The 20,702-nt window shown below is 62.5% G+C and carries 20 protein-coding genes; 11 read left to right on the top strand and 9 right to left on the bottom strand.

All coding sequences use genetic code 11. The features are described 5' to 3' along the window. Positions 1–134 precede the first annotated feature (134 nt). A complete protein-coding gene (locus ACX5I4_RS05565; RefSeq protein ID WP_461835791.1) occupies positions 135–1,130 on the bottom strand; it encodes a trypsin-like serine peptidase in 996 nt (331 codons plus the stop codon). Between the two features lie 210 nt (positions 1,131–1,340). Here ACX5I4_RS05565 and ACX5I4_RS05570 point away from each other — a divergent pair, with 210 nt between their 5' ends. Continuing rightward, positions 1,341–3,560, top strand: a complete 2,220-nt coding sequence (locus ACX5I4_RS05570) for an NADP-dependent isocitrate dehydrogenase (protein ID WP_461835792.1) — start codon at positions 1,341–1,343, stop codon at positions 3,558–3,560. A gap of 192 nt (positions 3,561–3,752) precedes the next feature. On the opposite strand, the gene ACX5I4_RS05575 is transcribed toward ACX5I4_RS05570, so the two are convergent. Next, positions 3,753–4,853, bottom strand: a complete 1,101-nt coding sequence (locus ACX5I4_RS05575) for an FAD-dependent oxidoreductase (protein WP_461838656.1) — start codon at positions 4,851–4,853, stop codon at positions 3,753–3,755. Between the two features lie 83 nt (positions 4,854–4,936). Then, the gene (locus ACX5I4_RS05580; protein WP_461835793.1) at positions 4,937–5,896 is read right to left on the bottom strand and encodes a GlxA family transcriptional regulator; all 960 of its coding nucleotides are present in this window, start codon (positions 5,894–5,896) and stop codon (positions 4,937–4,939) included. A gap of 70 nt (positions 5,897–5,966) precedes the next feature. Here ACX5I4_RS05580 and ACX5I4_RS05585 point away from each other — a divergent pair, with 70 nt between their 5' ends. Next, on the top strand, positions 5,967–6,317 hold the full coding sequence (locus ACX5I4_RS05585) for an MBL fold metallo-hydrolase (RefSeq protein WP_461835794.1): 351 nt from the start codon (positions 5,967–5,969) through the stop codon (positions 6,315–6,317). Beyond that, positions 6,314–6,748, top strand: a complete 435-nt coding sequence (locus ACX5I4_RS05590) for an MBL fold metallo-hydrolase (protein ID WP_461835795.1) — start codon at positions 6,314–6,316, stop codon at positions 6,746–6,748. The genes ACX5I4_RS05585 and ACX5I4_RS05590 overlap by 4 nt, the downstream gene beginning before the upstream one ends. Before the next feature lie 4 nt (positions 6,749–6,752). Here the strand turns inward: ACX5I4_RS05590 and phnE are convergent, their stop codons facing one another. Together phnE and ACX5I4_RS05600 are read right to left on the bottom strand one after the other, a co-directional pair. Next, complete coding sequence (phnE, locus tag ACX5I4_RS05595; protein ID WP_461835796.1) at positions 6,753–7,565, bottom strand: phosphonate ABC transporter, permease protein PhnE; 813 nt, start codon at positions 7,563–7,565, stop codon at positions 6,753–6,755. Continuing rightward, on the bottom strand, positions 7,562–8,599 hold the full coding sequence (locus ACX5I4_RS05600) for a TIGR03364 family FAD-dependent oxidoreductase (RefSeq protein WP_461835797.1): 1,038 nt from the start codon (positions 8,597–8,599) through the stop codon (positions 7,562–7,564). The genes phnE and ACX5I4_RS05600 overlap by 4 nt, the downstream gene beginning before the upstream one ends. A gap of 163 nt (positions 8,600–8,762) precedes the next feature. Here ACX5I4_RS05600 and ACX5I4_RS05605 point away from each other — a divergent pair, with 163 nt between their 5' ends. The 3 genes from ACX5I4_RS05605 to ACX5I4_RS05615 all read left to right on the top strand — a co-directional run bounded on the left by ACX5I4_RS05605 (position 8,763) and on the right by ACX5I4_RS05615 (position 10,741). Continuing rightward, positions 8,763–9,518, top strand: coding sequence for a GntR family transcriptional regulator (locus tag ACX5I4_RS05605; RefSeq protein WP_461835798.1), 756 nt, complete (start codon positions 8,763–8,765; stop codon positions 9,516–9,518). 13 nt (positions 9,519–9,531) lie between these two features. Continuing rightward, entirely contained in the window at positions 9,532–10,224 is a 693-nt protein-coding gene (locus tag ACX5I4_RS05610; protein ID WP_461835799.1) for a phosphonatase-like hydrolase, read from the top strand. Positions 10,225–10,294: 70 nt separating this feature from the next. Continuing rightward, positions 10,295–10,741 (top strand): DoxX family protein, encoded by a 447-nt coding sequence (locus tag ACX5I4_RS05615; RefSeq protein ID WP_461835800.1) that lies wholly within the window; start codon positions 10,295–10,297, stop codon positions 10,739–10,741. Between the two features lie 44 nt (positions 10,742–10,785). Here the strand turns inward: ACX5I4_RS05615 and ACX5I4_RS05620 are convergent, their stop codons facing one another. Beyond that, positions 10,786–11,283: a uracil-DNA glycosylase family protein gene (locus ACX5I4_RS05620; protein WP_461838657.1), complete on the bottom strand. Its 498-nt coding sequence runs from the start codon at positions 11,281–11,283 to the stop codon at positions 10,786–10,788. 1,011 nt (positions 11,284–12,294) lie between these two features. Beyond that, complete coding sequence (locus ACX5I4_RS05625; protein ID WP_461835801.1) at positions 12,295–13,704, bottom strand: DUF3100 domain-containing protein; 1,410 nt, start codon at positions 13,702–13,704, stop codon at positions 12,295–12,297. A 208-nt stretch (positions 13,705–13,912) separates the two neighbouring features. Here ACX5I4_RS05625 and ACX5I4_RS05630 point away from each other — a divergent pair, with 208 nt between their 5' ends. Genes ACX5I4_RS05630 through ACX5I4_RS05640 form a run of 3 tightly spaced genes read left to right on the top strand, consistent with a single transcriptional unit; the run spans position 13,913 to position 16,926 of the window. Next, complete coding sequence (locus ACX5I4_RS05630; protein WP_461835802.1) at positions 13,913–15,568, top strand: chlorohydrolase family protein; 1,656 nt, start codon at positions 13,913–13,915, stop codon at positions 15,566–15,568. Between the two features lie 18 nt (positions 15,569–15,586). Beyond that, complete coding sequence (locus ACX5I4_RS05635) at positions 15,587–16,075, top strand: helix-turn-helix domain-containing protein (protein WP_461835803.1); 489 nt, start codon at positions 15,587–15,589, stop codon at positions 16,073–16,075. A gap of 38 nt (positions 16,076–16,113) precedes the next feature. Continuing rightward, on the top strand, positions 16,114–16,926 hold the full coding sequence (locus ACX5I4_RS05640) for an IS3 family transposase (protein ID WP_461835804.1): 813 nt from the start codon (positions 16,114–16,116) through the stop codon (positions 16,924–16,926). 71 nt (positions 16,927–16,997) lie between these two features. Here ACX5I4_RS05640 and ACX5I4_RS05645 read toward each other — a convergent pair whose 3' ends face one another. Both ACX5I4_RS05645 and ACX5I4_RS05650 read right to left on the bottom strand, forming a co-directional pair. Continuing rightward, complete coding sequence (locus ACX5I4_RS05645) at positions 16,998–17,357, bottom strand: DUF2750 domain-containing protein (protein WP_461835805.1); 360 nt, start codon at positions 17,355–17,357, stop codon at positions 16,998–17,000. Between the two features lie 582 nt (positions 17,358–17,939). Then, complete coding sequence (locus ACX5I4_RS05650) at positions 17,940–18,428, bottom strand: hypothetical protein (protein ID WP_461835806.1); 489 nt, start codon at positions 18,426–18,428, stop codon at positions 17,940–17,942. 484 nt (positions 18,429–18,912) lie between these two features. On the opposite strand from ACX5I4_RS05650, the gene ACX5I4_RS05655 reads away from it, so the two are divergent. Further along, positions 18,913–19,998 (top strand): hypothetical protein, encoded by a 1,086-nt coding sequence (locus tag ACX5I4_RS05655; protein ID WP_461835807.1) that lies wholly within the window; start codon positions 18,913–18,915, stop codon positions 19,996–19,998. Positions 19,999–20,028: 30 nt separating this feature from the next. Then, entirely contained in the window at positions 20,029–20,694 is a 666-nt protein-coding gene (locus ACX5I4_RS05660; RefSeq protein ID WP_461835808.1) for an ABC transporter ATP-binding protein, read from the top strand. Positions 20,695–20,702: the final 8 nt, after the last annotated feature.

Here is a 20,702-nt window from a genome sequence, read left to right on the forward strand (position 1 = left end):
GTGGCCGCCGACTGACGGAACCGAAACTACCCAAGCTGTGACATATTTGTAAATAGATTTGTCAAATTTTGTGAGATTTGACTTTCGTTTTTGACTGGTTGTGAATTGTATGGATGCCTTTCGTGTGGGGCGATTCAGGATGTGGATGCGAGTTGGTAGGTATCTCGGATGACCGATCCCCAGTAAGGCCCGTAAATCAAGGCTGGTCCACCGGGGTAGCCGTAACTCGTAATGGAGTTTTGGAAGGAGTCGTGCTTCGAGTCGACCATCCACGGGCCGCCGGATGATCCTCCGGTCATGTCGCAAGGGATTCCCTGTGCCCTGAACTGTGGATTGATGGGGTCCTTGGTGGCGTCACCCGAGCAACTCTTCAATGATTGGCCGTCAAACGGCGGGGCGGCAGGGTAGCCAAATGCTTGGTAACTCAAGCCCCGGTCCATGTTGAACTCTATCCCTGACGCGCCAACGACGTCGGCCAGGTGCTTGCCGTTCACCGTGGCGGTGACAGCGAAGCCGGTGTCATAGCGGATGTCGCCAGCAGCGCGCCACTGCTCGGTGGTGTAGAGGGCTTTGGCCGGCCAAATGCCGTAGGGAGCCGTGCCGTTGAGATAGGCCGGAACGAAGACGAAATTCCGGACAAACGCCCCGGGACCCTCGTTGACGCAGTGGCCCGCAGTCGCCACCGTGCTGTCGTTGTCAGACACGACGACGTTGCCGGAGCAGACGTAAGCGAAGATTCCCATGGTGAAGAAGACTTTGCCAACGTGGTCAATGGGGTCTTCGTCTTGGTGGAGGCTCGTGCTGCCCGCCTTGGCGGCGCCCGCGATCTTCACGGGCGGGCCCGATTCGACAGGGCCACTGGCAGTTCCGGAGGCAGAAGCTCGCGCGAGGGCTTTACCGGCGAGGACGTCGCCCGGGATCGCTGTTCGCATCCGCTCTGGAGTCCAAAACCCGGTGGGGTCGGTGTTTGCCGTTGCCAGGCTGACGAGTTGCGGCGTCCCAGGCGCTGCGAAGCTCGAAACCGTGTGAAGGGGTGTTGCCGCTGCCGCCCCTCCAGCGGCGCAGAGGGTCAAAACGGCGAAGGTGAAGAGGCTCAGGAGACCGGTGATGGGGAGTGATTTCTTTGTCATGATTGTCCTGCCAATCGATGATGTAGCCATCTGTTATCGGCCACAGTTGACCCATTGAACCTACTCCGATTCGGCCTCTTGGTACATAAGGTTTGGCCCGATGTGACGTTGCCTACAAGGCGCGAGGCCATGCCAGTAGGCGCCAAGACGGCGCCCTCGGGTAAGTTAGAGATGTTGAAATCTGCAGACTTTCAGGGAGATGCCCCGCCAATGGCAAAGATTATCTATACCCACACTGATGAAGCGCCGATGCTGGCGACTTATTCGTTCCTGCCGATTGTGGAAGCTTTCGCCTCGACGGCCGGCGTGGAGGTCGAGACCCGCGACATTTCGCTGGCCGGCCGAATCATCGCAGTCTTCGGTGACTACCTGACTGAAGAGCAGAGGATCAGCGACGCACTGGCTGAACTGGGCGAACTGGCCAAGAAGCCCGAAGCCAACATCATCAAGCTCCCCAACATCAGCGCTTCCGTTCCCCAGCTCAAGGCGGCCATCGCCGAACTGCAGGGCCAGGGCTACGCGCTTCCGGACTACCCGGACAACCCCTCCTCTGACGAAGAGACGGACATCCGGTCACGCTACGACAAGATCAAGGGTTCCGCTGTCAACCCGGTCCTTCGTGAAGGTAACTCGGACCGCCGCGCGCCCCTGTCGGTGAAGAACTACGCCCGCCAGAACCCGCACTCCATGGGTGCCTGGAGCGCCGATTCCAAGACCAACGTTGCCCACATGACGGCGAACGACTTCCGCTCCAACGAGAAGTCCGTGGTCATCCCCGCCGACGACACCATCAAGATCCAGATCGTCCGCGAAGACGGCACGGTCAAGGTCCTCAAGCCGGCCTTCCCCGTCCTCGCCGGCGAAGTGGTTGACGGCACCGTGCTGCGCGCCGCGGCTTTGGACGAGTTCCTGGCTGCCCAGGTGATCCGCGCCAAGGAAGAAGGCGTGCTGTTCTCCGCACACCTGAAGGCCACCATGATGAAGGTCTCCGACCCCATCATCTTCGGCCACGTCGTCAAGGCATACTTCTCTGAGCTTTTCGACACCTACGGCAAGCAGATCGCTGCTGCCGGCCTGAGCGCGAACAACGGCCTGGCTTCCATACTTAACGGCCTCGACGAACTCCCCGAGGACGTCCGCGAAGGCATTCAGGCAGCCATCAAGAAGGGCCTGGAAGACGGCCCGGCGCTGGCCATGGTCGATTCCGACAAGGGCATCACCAACCTTCACGTGCCAAGCGACATCATCGTTGACGCCTCGATGCCGGCAATGATCCGCAGCTCCGGCCACATGTGGGGACCGGACGGCAAGGAAGCCGATACGCTCGCCGTCATCCCGGACAGCTGCTACGCAGATGTCTACCAAGTGGTCATCGATGACTGCCGTGCCCACGGCGCTTTCGATCCAACCACCATGGGTACGGTCCCGAACGTCGGCCTGATGGCACAGGCAGCCGAGGAATACGGCAGCCACAACAAGACCTTCGAGGTTGAATACGCCGGCACCATCCAGGTGGTGGACTCCTCCGGAACCGTGCTGATCGAGCACCAGGTCGCCCCGGGCGACATCTGGCGCGCCTGCCAGACCAAGGACGTGCCGATCCGCGACTGGGTCAAGCTGGCCGTCACCCGTGCCCGCGCGTCCAAGATGCCGGCTGTCTTCTGGCTCGACGAAACCCGCGCCCACGACGCCCAGCTGATCGCCAAAGTCAAGGAATACCTGAAGGACTACGACACCGAGGGCCTGCAGATCGAAATCATGTCCCCGGAGAAGGCCACCGCGTTCACGCTGGAGCGGATCCGCAAGGGCGAAGACACCATCTCGGTGACCGGAAACGTGCTCCGCGACTACCTCACCGATCTGTTCCCGATTCTCGAACTTGGCACCAGCGCCAAGATGCTCTCCGTGGTTCCGTTGATCAATGGTGGCGGACTCTTCGAGACCGGTGCCGGCGGATCTGCCCCGAAGCATGTCCAGCAGCTCCTGCAGGAAAACCACTTGCGCTGGGACAGCCTGGGCGAATTCCTCGCCCTCGCCGTCAGCTTCGAGCACCTTGCCACCACAACCGGCAACGCTCGCGCACAGGTCCTCGCCGACACCCTGGACCGTGCAACGGGAACGTTCCTGCTCGACAACAAGTCCCCGAAGCGCAGGGTCGGCGAACTCGACAACCGAGGCAGCCACTACTACCTCGCCAAGTACTGGGCCCAGGAACTGGCGCAGCAGAGCGACGACGCCGAGCTCGCCGCGGCGTTCTCTGCCGTCGCCGAGGCGCTGACGTCCAACGAGGAAACCATCATCGCCGAGTTGCTCGGTGTCCAGGGTTCGCCCGCTGACATCGGGGGTTATTACCGCCCCGACGCCGCGAAGGCAGAGGCCGTGATGCGTCCCTCCGCAAAGCTCAACGAGGTTGTCGCCACGCTGAACTAGGCGCCCGCCCCACCCAAGTGGCCCCACCGCCACCCTCGCCTCGCAAGTCCCCACCGGCTCCCAGCCTTCGCAAGCTCAGGCCGGGGCCCTCGCCGGTGGGGCCCCACGGCCAGGGAACCCTAGCGGCGTGGGCCCACGCAGTTGTTGTCGTTTAGAGAGCTCATAACGACAACAACTGCGGGCTAGTTGCATTTAAGCTCGGCGGAAGCGCCGCGGCGCGTCGATCCCGTCGACAAGATCGGCAAGCACGCGGCCGATAGCCGGGGTGAACTTGAAGCCGTGCCCGGAGAACCCCGCCCCAATTACCAGGGGGCCAAAACGGTCGAGCACGAAGTCCTCGTTGGCCGTGCTCGTGTAGGTGCAGCTGATGGGAACCGCCGATTCGGCATCCACACCCGGCAGCCATTCACGGGCGTAGCGGCGGAGGGCCTCCAGCTGGACAGGTTCGGGTTCGAACGTGCGGGCATCAGGATCCGTGACAGGCCCGACTCCATGCCACCCCGCCTTGACCCCTTCGCCCGGCGTGAGCATCCCATAGACAGGGCTGTACCAATAGTCGTCACGAGGATCTCCGGGGTCCGGCGCGTGGTTGAAGCTCGGCCAGAGCTGGGATTCATCGATGGGCGCGAAGTGGGCAGGTTGCTCCTGGGTGACCACCAGGCGGGGGAGCGGCACCTGCGCCCCGATGAGCTTGGCGGTCCAGGCGCCCGCCGCGATGACTACCCGGCGAGCCGTGATCTCTTGTGAATCGGTCACGACGACGGCGCGTTCGTCGCCGAGGACGCGGATGTCGCGAACAGGAGTCGAAAACTCGAAGCGAGCACCGTGCGCCTCGGCCGATGTGCGCAGCGCCCTGAGGGCCTCGGCCGCCCGGACCCGGCCCGATTCCGGCACGAAGAGCACATCGCTTCTGAAGACCATGCCCGGCCAACGCTCCGACGCCTCCGCGGCGGCAATGAAATGGCTTGCGATGCCCCGCTCCGCGTGCGCGGTATGGACCTCCAGGAGCCGGGCGACGTTGCCATGGTTGGCGAGGCCGACAAGGTCCAACAGTTGTGTCCCGGTTTCCTCGGCCAGCCCATCCCAGAGACTCCTGGCTTCGCGGACCAAGGCGAGGTAGTCGTCCTCCGCGTATGCCGTGTTGAAGTTGCGCGTCGCGCCGTGGGAAGCGCCTACACGGTGCCCCTCTTCGAACTGTTCGAGGAGAACCACCGATCGCCCTCGGAGAGCCAGCTGCCGCGCGGCAGCCGATCCCATTGCGCCTCCGCCGACTACGACGACGTCAACATCCATCCCGGGTTCACCAATCCTGTCCGGGCCTCCCAGCGAGGCCCACTGCAGCTTCCATTCTGCCGTCCACCGGCTGACGCCCACGGTCAGGAGGCGAATTCCTCGCGGTAGCGGCTTGGCGTGTTTCCGAAGGCAGAGCGGAAATGTTGCCGGAAAGCGGCCGCGGAACCGAAGCCACAGGAGGCTGCAATTTCTTCGATTCCGGCGTGGCTGGATTCCAACATCGTCCGTGCCTGGTCCAGCCGCTGTTGTGTAAGCCAATCAAGGACGGTGGTTCCCGTCCGGTGGCGAAAATGCCTTGTGAAGGTCCTGCGGCTCATCGAAGCAGCGGCAGCCAACTGGTCCAGTCCAATCGGCTGGCTGAGGTTTTCGCGGGCCAGCGCCATGGCGCGTTCGATTCCGTCGTGGCCCGCGCCGCGCGGGAGCCGGGCCGGAATGAACTGGGCCTGGGTGGCATTGCGGTGAGGTGCCATCACCAGTCCGCGCGCCACGCGATCGGCCGCGTCCGAGCCGTAGTCTTTTCGAAGCAGATGGATGCAGCAGTCGAGTCCGGCCGCAACGCCGGCCGAGGAGACGACGTCGTCGTGGTCGGCCCACAGCGCATTCTCCACTACCCGCAGGGCGGGATAGCGCTCCTGCAATTCCCCGGAGTATCCCCAATGGGTCACTGCTTCGCGGCCGTCCAGTAGCCCGGCGGCAGCCAGCAGGAACGCGCCGAGGCACAGTGAGACAACCCGGGCACCGTCCCGATGGGCCGTCCGGATAGCATCCACGAGTTCATTGGAGGCTTGGACGTCAGGATCCCAGCTTGGGAGGACAACAGTGTCCGCCCAAGCGATGGTTTCCAATCCGGGTTCAACCACCATGTCCGGACCGTGGCCCATCCGGAGCCGGCCGGGATGGGGCGTGAAAACCCGCACCTCGTATCGAGTAGCGGCCCCGGACGGATCGGGATCTTCGAAGACCATCTGTGGCACTGCAAGGTGGAACGGGCTCATGCCGGGCATGGCAAGCACAGCAACCTTGTGGGATTGGTGAATCATCATGGCCCGATCCTAGCGATAATTGTCTTCCGGGCCACTTTTTCGCCGCCACTTGGACCGGCAGAGTTGCCTCATGAACATTCCACAAGACGTCAAACGGCCCATATTGACCCATATTGGTGGGCCGACCATCCTGGTCCGCTACGCAGGACTGAACTTCCTCACTGATCCCACTTTCGATGCACCCGGCGAGTACCCGGTAGGCGCAGGCCGGACCCTGGATAAGCTGACCGGTCCGGCTGTGGCGGCAGAAGACCTGGGACGCATCGACGTCGTTCTCCTTTCGCATGATCAGCATGCCGACAATCTGGACAAAAGCGGGAGGGCGCTCCTGGACGACGCCGGAATGATCCTGAGTACGGGGAAGCCGCGGGCCGGATACCCGCGGTGCATGGACTCCGTCCTTGGGAGCAGATGGCGGTGACGGGGGACGTGCCCGTGGTGGTCACCGCCGTGCCGGCGCTGCACGGACCCGGCGGCGCCGAACCTGTCACGGGTGAAGTCACCGGGTTCGTGCTCGAGGGGGATGGCTGGCCTACGATGTACGTCTCCGGGGACAACGCATCGCTGGAACTGGCCGCCGAAATCTCCCTGCGGTTTCCGGCTACCACCGTTGCCGTGGTTTTCGCGGGAGCCGCACGAACACCGCTTTTCGGCGGCGCACCGCTGACACTCACTTCGCGAGACGTTGTGGAATTGGCCCGGCTTTTCCCTCTTGCCACTGTGGTCCCGGTGCATACAGAAGGCTGGCGGCACTTCACCGAAGGGCCCGACGTCGTGAAGCAGCTCATGGGGGACGCCGGCCTGGCGGCACGGCTCGCCGTTCCTCCGCTCGGCGAGCCGCAACTAGCCTGATTGGCTAAGCCGCCAGCTTCCGGCGGACCCAGGCGGAGAATTGATCCACCACGATGATCAGTGCCAGCACGATGAGGATGTGGGTGAGCATCGCGTCGAAACGGAACGACTTGATGGACTGGTTGATCAGCAGCCCGATGCCGCCGGCTCCCACCAAGCCGAGGACCAGCGAGGAACGGACGTTCACGTCGAAGCGGTAGAGCAGCAGGCCCACGAATTGCGGCACCACCATGGGCAGTGTTGCATTTGCCACTTGCTGGATCCGGTTGGCGCCGGCAGTGCGCAGCGCTTCCTGCGGACCGGCGTCGCTCTCTTCCATGGACTCGGCCCACAGCTTGCCCATCACGCCTGTGTTGTGGCAGATCAGGGCCAACACGCCGGCAAACGGTCCCAGGCCCACGGCCGTCACGAAAATCAAGGCGAAGACGATGTCCGGCACCGCGCGGAAGAACGACAGGACTGCGCGTGCGCCTTGGTAGACCAGCCGGTGCGGCGCGGTGGTCCTGGAGGCCAGTACCGCGAGGAGCAGGGCGAACGGAACCGAGAACGTGGTTCCCAGGAGCCCGATCCAGAGCGTCACCAGCGTGGCTTCCAGGCCTGGCCGGATGGTCTTCTCCCAGCTCAGGTCCGGTGGAAACGCGTCGGCTACGAAGGCAGCCATCCCCTTCCAGCCGTCCACCAGCAGTCCGGGCTGAAAGCCCGTCCCCTGGATAGCGAGCGCGTGGAGGACGACGAAGGCGGCAATCGCTACCGCCGTCGAGATCCATCGGAGGGGCTGCTTCGGGCGGACGGGAAACGGTTGGATTTTATCGCTCACGCCGCCACCACGCGGTCCCTGTTCAAGATGGCGGTCACGGTTTCATCCATGAACGGTGCGGCCGTGCGGTGGTAGTGGTGGGAGTCCCCGAGGATCAGCGTCCCGTCGGGGCGTTGCGTGAACATCACGTTCGCTCCGATGTCCATCAGTTCGGGCCGGTCCTGTTCCACTTCTGCCCGCAGCGCGGCCGCCGCCGGCATGTCCGTGAAGGCCGGGTAGCGGAGCATTGACGTCGCGGTGAGGACCGCGGGGCCGATCGTCAGCCCTGGCGGTTGGGCGGCGCGGGACATTTGCAGGGCACAGCGTTCGATCCGGTGCTCCTCGGCGAGCGAGGGAAACAGATAGTCGACGTCGTGGCCAACGCAGACGAAGACCTGTTTACCCTGGAAGTCACCACGGGAAGTGTGGACCGTGGGCTGGCCGGCGCTGTCTTCGAAGCCAAGGACAGCGGTGTTCCAGTGGATGCGGACGCCGGGCTGGCGGGCGAGCCAGTCGGCGAGCTTGGCGACCGTGGTCCGGGGGTCCACCCGCACGTCGTCCCGGAGGAAGGCTCCCCCCACCAAAGCGGGCCAGGAAGCAGGGGCCGCTCCGCCGTCGTCGGGCATTGCGTTTCCGGTGCCGGAACCCAGCCGGGACCGCACGCCGGCGGGAGAGAGAAGCTCAACCTGGCCCTCTTCGCGGGCCGCGGACAGTTCCCGGAGCACGGCCATTTCGGCCTCGGTCCGGGCGAGCACCACGGCGCCGGATTCGACGGCCCAGAAACCGGCCAGGGCCGCGAACTCGAGCCAGTACTTACGGGAGGCCTGTGCCAGTTCGTAGAGCTCTCCGGACTGGGCGGTCACGCAGCAGTGGCCGAAGTTCCTGATGGAGGCCCCCACGGCGCGGTGGTCGCGCTCAAGAATGGTCACACTCAGGCCATTTGCAACAGCGTGTGCGGCGTGTGAGAGCCCGACGATGCCGGCGCCCACGATCACGACATCGGAGCGTGATGTTGTGGCCGGCGGACTGCCGGAGGGGGAAGGTTGGATGTTCACGCCATTGACATTGGACTGCTTGGAAGGCGGAATCAAGCCAGAATGCCACTTGTATATACAAGTTTACTGAGACTTTACCTTTGGTCACGATCGTTCATGCATCGTTTACCTTCTAGGCAGGAAATATAGGGCAGCGAGCCGCGTCAACTTGTATTATCAACTCGTGAGTATCCAGCCGAACGCACCCCTACATGTACGCCTCAGCGAGGAGTTCATGCGCCGCATCACCGATGGAACGTGGCCGCCGGGATCGCAATTGCCCAGCGAGGCAGTCCTTTGCAAGGAGTTTGGGACGTCCCGGGGGCCCATCCGCCAGGCACTGGCGTTCCTGCGGGCGGAGGGTGCAGTCACCGGCGGCCGCGGACGTCCGCCGATGGTTCGTTCCACGGTGCCGTCCCAGTCTTTCTCGACGTTCAATTCCTTCACCGAATGGGCCACCGGTATTGGCAAGACCCCCGGGCAGCGAACGTTGGAGGTGGCACGCCGCGAGGCGAGTGCCGAAGCGGCCGACGCACTGGGGCTGGAGCAGGGGGAGAAGGTGGTGGAGTTGCTGCGTGTCCGCTACCTGGACGGCGTGCCCGCCATGATCGAACGGACCAGCTTCATCCTCGAGGTGGGGCGGCTGCTGTTCGATTTCGACACGGATTCCGGCTCCATCTTCGCTTTCCTCAAGGCTCAAGGCGTGGACCTCTACAGTGCACGCCACACTATCGACGCCGTGGCCGCCGGCGAGGAAGACGCCGAACTGCTGGAACAGGCGGAAGGGACGCCCCTTTTGCGGGAACGCCGGGTGACCAGCTCCGCCAACGGCACGGCCATCGAATACTCGGAGGACCGGTACCTTCCGGCACTCACAAACTTCACCATCGACAACACCGCGGAACGCCGCGCCGCCTTGGTGCGCATCCACGCCGAATAGACCAGAAGGACACATGATCAAGCTCGTAGCCTGCGACATGGCTGGAACCACCATCGACGAACACGGGGACGTTTACGTGGCGCTGGCGCGTTGCGTGGAGGAGGCCGGGGCACGCACCACCCCCGAAGCCGTCCAGGAATGGATGGGAGCAGACAAAGTGGAAGCCATCGCAGCGCTGATCACCAAGGGTGGTGGCACTGCCACCACGGACGTTGTCCAGGCGGCTTTCCAGCGCTTCAAGGAGCTGCTCGCGGACTTCTACGTGCAGAACCCGCCGGTAGCGCTCGACGGCGTTGAGGACGCCTTCCGCGAATTGCGCAGCCGGGGCGTCAAGATTGCCCTGACCACTGGATTCTCCCGCGATGTCGCGGAGCCGCTTCTGGCGCGGCTCGGCTGGTCGCTTGCGGACAAAGGTGCAACGCCCGACGACGGCGGCTTGCTTGACGCCGTCGTCTGCTCTGATGAGGTGGCGGCCGGACGCCCGGCGCCCCACATGATCCGCCGCGCCATGGAATTGACAGGCGTGATGGACGTCCGCGAGGTTCTTGCCGCCGGCGACACCACGAACGACCTCAGGGCGGCGAAGAACGCGGGAGTCACGGCTGTTGGGGTGTTGACAGGGAAATTGGGACGCGAGGAGCTCGCTGGAGAGCCGCACGATCACATCCTGGCGGGCGTCAAGGATATTCCGGCGCTGCTGGCGTGATGGCACAGGACTTGCCTGATGGCGCTGCCACCGTTTTGAGCTGTGCCGTTGGCATGGAAGATTGGACCGGGTGAAATTCCTCCTTCCTTCGCAGACCTCGTCCTCGCGTGGCATCGCTTTTCTGCGGATCGTGTTCGGCGGCCTTTTGTTGCTGCATGGAGTCCAGAAGTTGTTGGCCGGGCAGCCGGTATTTGAGGCAACCATCGCCGCGATGGGTGTTCAAAAGGCGGAGCTGATGTCCTGGCTGGTCATCTGGGGTGAAACTGGATTGGGCGCACTTTTGGTGTTCGGCGCCCTGACCAGAGTGGCCGGTTTCCTGGCCGCTCTGATGTACGCGGGGATCTGGTTTGTCACCGAATCAGGCAAACCCTTGTTGAGCGATCGCCCCGGAATCAACGCGGAGCTGCTGATTCTGTACATCGCCGTGTCACTGGCGTTTGCTTTCATCGGTTCCGGAGCGGCCTCCCTGGACCGGAAACTGTTCGCCGCGAAGCCGGCCCGGAAGCCAGTTCGCTAGGCGCATCAGCGCCAGCCAGGGCCCTGAGGGGTTGGCACCGCGCCCTAGCGCCGTCCGGTCTGGAGACCCGCGCGGGCCATGGCGTCCGCGTAGGAGCGGCCCATTTCGATCAGCCATTCGGTCTGGCGTTCCTTGGAGCCGGCGAAGGCGCGCCCGTGCAGCGAACGGGCCTTGTAGACCTTCAGGCCGCGGCGCCAGATCAGCTGGTTGTCAGTCTTGAGGAGCATCTGCGCCAGGCGGTTGGCCTCCGTTCCGTGGGCGACGATCGCCGAGGCGCGTGGAACGAGTTTGAGGAAAGCGATGAGCGGCTTGAGGCCGGCGGCGACCTGCTCGGGAGTCAGCTTTCCGTTCGCCGCGCCCGGAGTGAACCACGGGTGGGTGTTCCACGGCATCATCCATTCCGGGCGCAGGCCGAGCTGGAACTGCAGGCCCAGTAGCCGGGTGGCGGCGGCGTCGTCGCCGGCCCAGACAACGCCCCGCGGGGAGGCCTCGCTCGTGTTGGAGAACAGGGTGACAATCCGGCAGTCCTCCACCGAGTGCATCGGATCCACGTAGGGGACCTCGAAGCCCGGGCGGAGCTTGCGGAGGAACTCCACATGCTCGTTGACCGGGGCGATGTGCGGGGCGAAGAAGGGGCTGTCCGGAACCGCGGGTGCCTCGGCTTCTTCGGCGGGAACCTCACCCGAACGTGCCGGTTCGGGGCTTGCCGGTTCGACGCTTGCCGGCTCGACGCTTGCCGGCTCGGCGACGGCCCTTTCGATGATGGTCACGGACGCCGTCGTTTCGGCGACGGGAGCCGCAGTCGGGGAAGGCTGTTCGGCAACGGGAGCTTCGACAAGGCCCTCTTCGGCGGCGTCGGCAAGCGGGGCTTCAATCGCGGGAGCGCCCACAGGTACCACCCTGCGGGTAATGACCGGGCTGGCCTTGGGCATCGACTTTGACGAAGCTATTTTCGGCGTGGCCGTCTTTACGGCAGCGGCCTTCGGAACGTCTTTCCTGGCCGGAGCCTTCTTTTCGGCCTTGGCCGGGGCGTCGAAGTCATCCTCGTCGTCGAACAAGCCATTGAAGAGCTTGTCGAGTTCGTCGTAGCCGTTGCCGCTGCCGTAGTCGTCGTCGAGTTCTGGGCCGTGCCCGAAACCTTCCTCGTACCGCGAGTCCAGTTCGCTGCGGTAATCCTCGTCGTATTCCTCGAAATAGTCCGGTTTGGCCAATGCGGTCATGAGGGCGGGGGTCTCCTCGGGCAGGGCAGGGGCCGGTACCGGGCGCGTGGAGGCACGTCCGTTCCGGCCAGTTGATGGGGAGGCTCTCCGGGTTGCCGGTTGAGCCTTTAGATCTTAGCAATCCCAGAGTGCTCTGGTGTCCTTCCGCCGTTCATTTGAGACCGTAAGTGGCGCAGCCCCGGCGCAGTCCCGGCGCATGAAGGAGGCGCGATGCGTCGAATATCACCCAGATGCGTGGCCGAGCGGGTGCGTAAAGACGCCAGAGGGCGGGTGGATTGGACCAAAAGAGTCCGTTCCACCCGCCCTCTGGCGTCAGTTGTCCGGCGTCAGCACTCAGACATGGATGACAAATTGCGCAAGTGCCGCGGCTGCTACGAAACTCGCGGAGAACGTGATTGTCGCCACAATCACCGTGCGCCAGTTCAGGGACTTCAGAGCGTTGACGTCGCGCCCCACGTTCATGCCGAGCAGGGCGATCGATCCAAGGCCCACGTACAGCGCGTCAAGGTTGTGGGTGAAGGAGACGATCATGCCACTGAAAGGAAGGATCGGGGCCGTTGCCAAGGTGGCGAGAGCAAGGACCCAGACGCTCGACGGTACGGCCGGCACGTACTTGGCGAGCACGAATGCCAGGCCGGTGAGGAGGGCAAGGATCACCACGCCGATGACATCGTTGACACTAATGGACTTCGTCCCCAAAGCGTTGAGGACCACTCCCGTGGCGATGCTTGCGACGAAAGCGATGATCCACGTTGAAGGCTTCATGCGCACCTCGGGGTCCTGGATTACGGCCGAAACGTCTACCTTGCGTCGGTCTTGTGGCCGGCGCTGGTTCGCGGAAACGGCGTTTCCGTAGCGGTCAAGGCGCTTGCCCTCATCATCGCGGCGGAAGAGGCGGGACCAGAACTTGTAGAGCCGGAGGGACATCGGCAGCGAAAGGAATGCCCCGGCGTAGAAGCCGACGAGGTTTGTCACCAGGTTCGACACGGCCGCCAGGGCCATGATCTCAGGTGCTTGCTGCGGGTAGATGATGGACAAGGCAGCGACGCCGCCAAGCATCATGGATCCCGAGCCGAGGCCCAGGCCGAGCGCCAGGGCACGCGGGTCGAAGATGCCCATCCCTCCGAGCAAGCCAGCCAGCAGGGAGATGAAGACTGCGCCAAAGACGCTGCCCAGCAGCCACACGGAGAACACGCCTCGGTAGACCGGGGACTTCACGCCGAAACGCTGCAGTGCGTACGCCAAGTACGATTCACGGTCGATTGCCCAGGTGGCACCGATGGCCGTTCGGCCCATGCCCAGTGCGACGCCGACCGGCAGGGCGATGATGACCGTTCCGAAGATGTGGCCTACTTCCTGGAGCAGGATGGCCGGGCCGAGGGTGGTCAGTTTGGCGAGGGAGGGGCCCACCTGGGTGCCGAGGGCCGCCAGGAACATCACGATGCTGACGTTGAGCAACACCGAGGCCACGGCACGGCTTTGGCCGGACATCGGGCGTACCTTCTGCACGCCGATGACAGCGCCGATCAGTACGGCCCACAAGACAGGCATGAGCACGATTGCGGCGTTGCCGAGGGGAATCTTGTGCGTACCCGCCAGAATGGCGACGGCGCAGACGGCTGTGGACAGCAGGATCATCGACCCCCATTGCCGCGTGGTCGGGGTGAAGAGGCGGGTCGCGCCGTCATCGACCTTGACTACGGGCGCATCCACCTCCGGAGTGGTTGTGGATTTGTTCTTCATTGTTGTGCACCCTTCGTGTGCTGCAGAGGCGAAGGACGGATCTGTCCATGCCATTTGGTATACCAAAAATGGTAAGGTGAATCACAGTGCTATGCAAGGCATGTCACGGAAGTCGCTAAAAGTCTTGGAAATGAGGGCATCCATGCGCTCGGCCAACTTCGAGCTTTTGGGCGGCTGTTCGATCTGGGATACCTAATTTGGAGGGTTCATGATTACTCAACTTTCTGCCCGGTACGTCCTTGGCTATGACGGGACCAGGCATGTGATGCACACAAACGGGCACGTCGTGATGCGGGACGACGAGATCATCTACGTCGGTACCGGATACACGGGTCCCGTGGACGAACGCCGGGACTTTGGCCAGAGCCTGATCGCACCTGGCCTCATCGATCTCGATGCCTTGACGGACATCGACCACATGATCTTCGACTCCTGGCCCACAGAGGAGATCGCTCCGGGCCTGCAATGGTCAGAGGACTACTTCAACAACCGCCGCCGCGATGTCTTCACCGCGGCGCAACGCCAAAGCGTGCGCAAGTTCGCACTGGCGCAGCTAGCCTTGCACGGCGTGACCACCTACATGCCGATCGCCTCGGAGATCCACAGCTCTTGGGCTGAAACCTTCGAAGAACTCCAAGGAATGGCGCAGTCCAGCATCGAGCTCGGTCTGCGCGGGTTCCTGGGCCCGGCGTACCGCTCGGGGATCAATGTCACCGACAACGACGGCCAGCGGGTCATCCTCTTCGACGAGGAAGAGGGGCGTGAAGGACTCGCCGACGCCGCACGGTTCCTCGACTACGCCGACGAGCTCGGACACCCGTTGCTTACTGGTGTTCTGCTGCCGTGCCGAATCGAGACTCTCTCGGACGAACTCATGCGTCAGACCGCCGAACTGGCCATCGAACGCAACGCACTGGTCCGCCTGCATTGCCTCCAGGGGGCCAATGAAGACGGGTTCCTCATCAAGCTCACAGGGCGCACCGTCCTGGAGCAGCTTGCGGACTCCGGTCTGCTGGATACCCGGCTCCTTATCCCGCACGGGGTTGTCATAGACGGCACCGACCCGTCGTCCAGCGCGGCGGGCGGGCCGTTGGATGTGCTTGCCCGGCATGAGATCAGCATCATCCACTGCCCCCTGACGTCGTTCCACTATTCAGGCATGCTCAAGTCTTTTGACGCATTCGCAGCCGCTGGCGTGAACATGTGCTTGGGAACGGATTCGTTCCCGCCGGACCTGATCAAGGGCATCGACGTCGGCACGCACCTGGCCCGCATCGCCGAGGGCCGCCGGGACGCCGGCACGGTGTCGGCGTTCTTCGACGCCGCCACGCTGGGCGGTGCCACGGCATTGGGCCGCGACGACCTGGGACGCCTGTGTCCCGGCGCGCAAGCGGACATCATGATCGCCTCACTGGGTGACTTCCGCGACGGGGTCGTGGAAGATCCACTGCGCACGCTGATTCTCAACGGCTCGGCACGCAACGTCACCGACACCTACGTTGCGGGCCGCCCCGTAGTTGTTGGCGGGTCGCTCCCGGGCATCGAACTGGATGAACTGCGCGCTGAGGGGCAACGTCTTTTTGGGCAAATGGTGGAAGCCTACGGCGAACGCGACTACCGGCGGCGCGAAGCCTCCGAGCTGTTCCCCCGGTCTATGCCCCGGCTGCGGTCAAGATCCATGACAAGGCCGCGATGTAGCGCGCCTTTGGGGCGTGTTGGCGGACTACAGCCACAGCCAGGAACACCACAACTTCTAACACCACGGCAGCAACGCTGCACCACAGATTTTCCTTTGTCCGAGGAAACCAGAAGGGCCGGCCAACTTGAACTGCTCCCGAAAGTTGGACTGAGAAATCAGTTCTGACTTTCGGGGAGCAGTTTTATGGATGGAAGAAGTTCGTTGTCCGAGGAGCAGCGCGAGGCCGCGGTAGCGTTGTTTGAAACGGGTTGGGGTGCTTGGGCGGTAGCGACCCGACTCGGAGTAGGTAGAGGTGCCATCAAGCGTTTGTATGGACGATGGCGGACACGCGGAGGTACGACCCTGGTGGCGAAGCCAACACGACCGGTGTTCTCGTTTGAGTTCAAACTTGATGCTGTGCAGCGATACCGCTCGGGTGAGCCCAAAGTCGCCCTGGCGAAAGAGCTTGGGCTGTCCTCTCCGCTGTTGCTCGAGAAGTGGGCGCGTCAGTACCGGACCGAAGGCGAGGATGGGCTGCGCCCCAAGCCGAAAGGCCGTCCGAAGACGAATCCCGGGACAGCAAGGAAACCTGAGTCTGAGGTAGAGCGGCTGCGCCGTGAGAACGAACGACTGCGCGCAGAAGTGGCCTTCCTGGGAAAAGTAAACGCCTTGAGGGACGAGGAACAGCGCTAAAGGTCCGCGCTGTCATCGCTCTCAAGGCTGAGCACCGGTTGGAAGTTCTCCTGGACGTAGCCGGGTTAGCCCGGTCAACCTTCTTCTACCACCAGGCCCGTCTCCAAGGACCTGATCCACGGGCGTCCCTGAAGGCCGCTATTACGGAGATTTTCAAGAAGAACCACGGCCGGTATGGCCACCGCCGGATCCATATCGAACTGCTCAAGCAAGGGTGGACGGTCGCCAAGAAGACCGTCCTGAAGCTGATGCGTTCCCTGCGGCTGGTCTGCAAGGTCCGAAGCAGGAAGCGGTACAACTCCTATCAGGGCGAGCAGGGCATCGTGGCCCCGAACCTGCTGAAACGCCAGTTCGAAGCGGACGCCCCGGACCAGAAGTGGGTTACCGATGTGACCGAGTTCAGCGTCGGTGACCGGAAGCTCTACCTCTCACCGATCATGGATCTTTTCGACCGGCAGATCATCTCCTACGCGATTGGCACCTCGCCCAATTTAGAGCTGGCCAACGCCTCGCTGCGCGGCGCCTTGGCCACGCTGGAGAACGGGCAGAAACCACTCGTGCACTCCGACCAGGGATTCCAGTATCAGCACAACTCCTGGCGCACACTCTTGGCGAACGCCGGCGCGGTCCAATCGATGTCACGCAAAGCCAACTGCTACGACAACGCCGTCATGGAGAACTTCTTCGGACACCTGAAGGAAGAGCTCTTCCACCGTGTCCGGTTCCTCAACACCGACGCACTTGCATCAGCGCTGCACGAGTACATCCGCTGGTACAACACCGAACGAATTTCCACCAGGCTCAAGGGTTTGAGTCCGGTACAGTACCGTGCTCAAACGCTTGCGGCATAGGTCCCTCTTAGCCAACCCTGGGCAGGACACCTGGCTCCACTTCTTAACGATGTCGGTCAGCGCCGCCTGATCTAGTCACTTGACTCCCGGGCAATAAGGGATGACAGCGCAGCGGCGGGTTCTACGTCGTAGCCTGTTGCGCGGTTCCCCGACCAATTGAGTCCCAAGTTCAGCCCGTCGTTGTCAAGACCCTGTATCCACTTTGTTCGCCACTCACTAAGAGGGATGGCTACCTTTTCAAAGCCTTCGTATGCCTCGACTGTCGAGATGATTTTTTCTGCCCGAGAGGCTAAGGACCAAAAGGGCATTGAACGTACTCCGTTGCTTCCCATTGGGGCTGGGATGCCGTCAGAATCCCTAATCGTCCACACCCGCCCTTCTCGGACTACTTCGTCGAAGAACGCAGATGCGTGTGCGCCGCTGATGCTCATAGCGCTATGGTCTCAGAATCTGGGGATAGGACTAACGCCATAGACCAATCTCCGACCGTACTTCCGATTGGACGAACCTCAAACGAACACTCACTTTAGCGGCCATAGAACTGTTAGCAACGACAGAAGTCCCCGTCCCAAATGGGACGGGGACTTCTTCGAAGAGCCGATCGCTGGCCGCTAAAGTAGACCTCGCACAATAACGAGTCCAACTTTCGGGGACCAGTTCAACTGAACAGCCGGCCCTTCGTCATGCCTACTTGATTGAATACCAGGCGCCACAGCTGCCAGGACACTGGAATAAAACCGGACGGCCGTCTTGTTTTTATGGTTTTGCTGACTTATTCTGTGACCGGTGATCTCGCGGGTTCCGCGAGATCACCTTTATCTGAGTTGGTCCGTTGATCCTTTGCACCTTGGGTGATCGGCTCCGCTCGCATCAACAAGCGCTACCCGACAGGGCGGCGCATCACAAGCAGGGGTCCTCAGTGGAGGCTCGGAAGGTTGTGGTGTTCTTGCAACGACCGGGGCTGTAGCGGCCAGAGCCTGGACTCAGTACCCGGTGGAGGGCGGGACGTGGAATTACGGTTGACTGCGCACCAAGGCAAAGCGAAATCCTACGGGGGGAACCACACCCACATGCTCAAAACTCTTGTCAGGCTGACATCGCTCGGTATCGCGATATTCCTGTCCATCCTCGCGGGAATTGTCATCTCGACAGCAGACGATGCTTTCCCCCTGGGCGCGGAGTTCAAGGTGAGCCTTGACTTTACGCACAGCCAGGTAACCAAGGATCAGGCCATCGCTGATCTCGATTCCATTGCAGACGCGTCTGGTCTGCGCCTTGCCAAAGTCGTGGCTGACCCGAACGACTTCTTCAATTCCCGGTCCCTCTACGCCTTTGGGCAGCAGGACCCGCAGGAACCCCAGAACATCGACTGGTTCAAACCTGGAATGACCGGACGTCTCCTGCCATCCAGTGAACTGGGCACCGCCTCGCTCAACGGTCCTTACGTTTACTCCGGGGGCCAGGCAGCTGTCGACGAGTTCGTTGGCTGGATCGATTCCCACGGAATTGAACGGAAGGTCGTTGCCAAGAATCAGGGATCAATTGTCGGTCAGGCCTTGGTGGAGTCCGGAGCATGGCTGACCTTTTTGACCTGTGTCGTGCTCTCCTTCACGACGGTGATCTCCTGGTATGTTCTGCGGGCCCGTGCCCGAGCCCTCAAGGTATTGAACGGGGCCCATACAAAAAATCGCCTTCAACGACCTGCTTTCACTCCTGGTCTCCTTTGGAGCACCTGCTCTAGCTGGCCTGGCGGTCGCAGCTGCCGCGGTTGCCGTCCAAGGCAAGACCTCAAGACTTCCCGAGTTCCTTCTCACAGCCGGCACGTTCCTCGCAATTGCGGCGGCAGGAATGATCCTGTGCGCGCTCGTCGTCGGGTTCATCACCTGGCCGACGGTAGACGGGATCGCGTCACGCCGACCCCCCGAGAGCCACTTCCGCACGGCCGGCGAAGTTCTGAAAGGAGCGACGCTCATACTTGTCGCAGTAATGCTGCCCGTGCTGGGCACGTCCATCGGCCACGCCACAGATCTTTCGAACCAAGGCGCCAAGTGGCAAGCACTGAAAAACCACGTGGCGCTCCGCATTTCCGTGCAGTCAGACGCGGAATTCGTCAGCCGACAATCGGACCTTCGAGAAATCAGCGAATCGGCCTCCACCGCAGGCAAGCTCACACTGTCATACGCGTTTTCACCTCGGATGCACGATCGTCCCAGCCAGGAACCCCTTATGGACACCGGCGAATTCGATGGCATCGTGGTGGTCAACCCGGACTACCTCCGGGCTATTTCACCACTGATCTCCTCTGCCGGCACGCACTTGGACACAACACTGCAGGGCGTCGGTGAACAAGTGGCCTTCGACGCTCTTCCGAGTGGAATTAGGGAATTCTGGTCCGAACAGTTCCCTCTGTTGAGCCGGGAGGGTGCGAGCCCGGAAGGGAACACGGGCCTTCAATACTACCGATACACAGGCCAGCAGCTCTTCCCTGCGCTCCCCCCGGTGATCGGAGAAATGGCCGAGTTCCGCAACCCACTGATCATCGTTGCCGACCACCCCGAGTCAACATTCAACGACGCCACAATTGCTGCGTTCCTTTCCTCTGGAAACCTCATCTTCAACGACTCAGCATGGGTCGGCGAGTACCTTCAGTCGTCATCGCTTGCAACCGCTGTCCTTTCAGTCGACAGGGTCGCAGACGCGGCACTCTACAACAGCCAGCTCCAGAACCAGTCCGCCGGCATGAAGACGCTCTCGTTCACACTGGTCTTGCTTGCCCTCACAATCAGCATCGCCGTTTCCGCGCTGGTCTACGCCCTTTCCCGCGCCAAGCGACTTTTCGTCGAACGCACCGCCGGGTGGGCATGCGAGAAGTCCCTCGCCCGAAGGGCCATATGGGAAGCTGCGCTTGCGTGCGCGCTGACCACCGGCATGTTTCTGGCTCTCGGCGGGGCTGCACGCCCTGAAGTATTTTGGGCCCTCACTGGGATACCCCTGTACATGGCAATCTCCTGGACCCTGCACATCGGCTTTGCCCAGCACATCTTCAAGACAACCCTCGCCCGAAAGGCCTAACCCACTAGACCTCTTGAAAGGGGAATCCCGATGGAAATCTCAGCAGAGAACGTCACCGTCACCATCGACGCGCACAACGTCTTAGCACGGCAGAGTGTATCCGCGGTCCCAGGGGGCACTCTGGCCCTCACCGGTCCCAGCGGATCAGGCAAGACCACCCTACTCAATGTTTTGGGCCTGCTTCGGCGCGTGAACGACGGCAAGGTGATGGTCGGAGGCCAAGACGCCACCCACTGGAACGACCGCCAACGGCGCAGGTTCTGGCAACAAAACGCAGCATTCGTCTTTCAGGACTACGGGCTCATCGAAGAAGAATCGATCGCAGTCAACGTTGCCCTCTCCAGACTCCCGGTCTTCGGTCGCCGGAATAGCCAGAGGAATGGCGTCGAGAAAGTCCTAGAACGAGTCGGCCTCGGGGGTAGGTCCGCCCTCAAGGTCTCAACCCTTAGCGGAGGTGAAAAACAGCGGGTCGGGCTCGCCCGGGCCATGTTCAGATCTGCCGACGTCATCCTGGCCGACGAGCCGACAGCATCTCTCGACCTGGAAAACCGAAACCTTGTCACCAGGTTCCTCCTGGAAGAAGCCGCAAGAGGTGCCACTGTTGTCATAGCCACTCACGACGAGACGCTCATGTCAGCCTGCGATCAACGCCTGCATGTCGGACGCATCGTCGATACCGTCCAAGCAAGCGTTTGAACAACCAT

It is taken from the genome of Arthrobacter sp. MMS24-S77 (assembly GCF_054888235.1).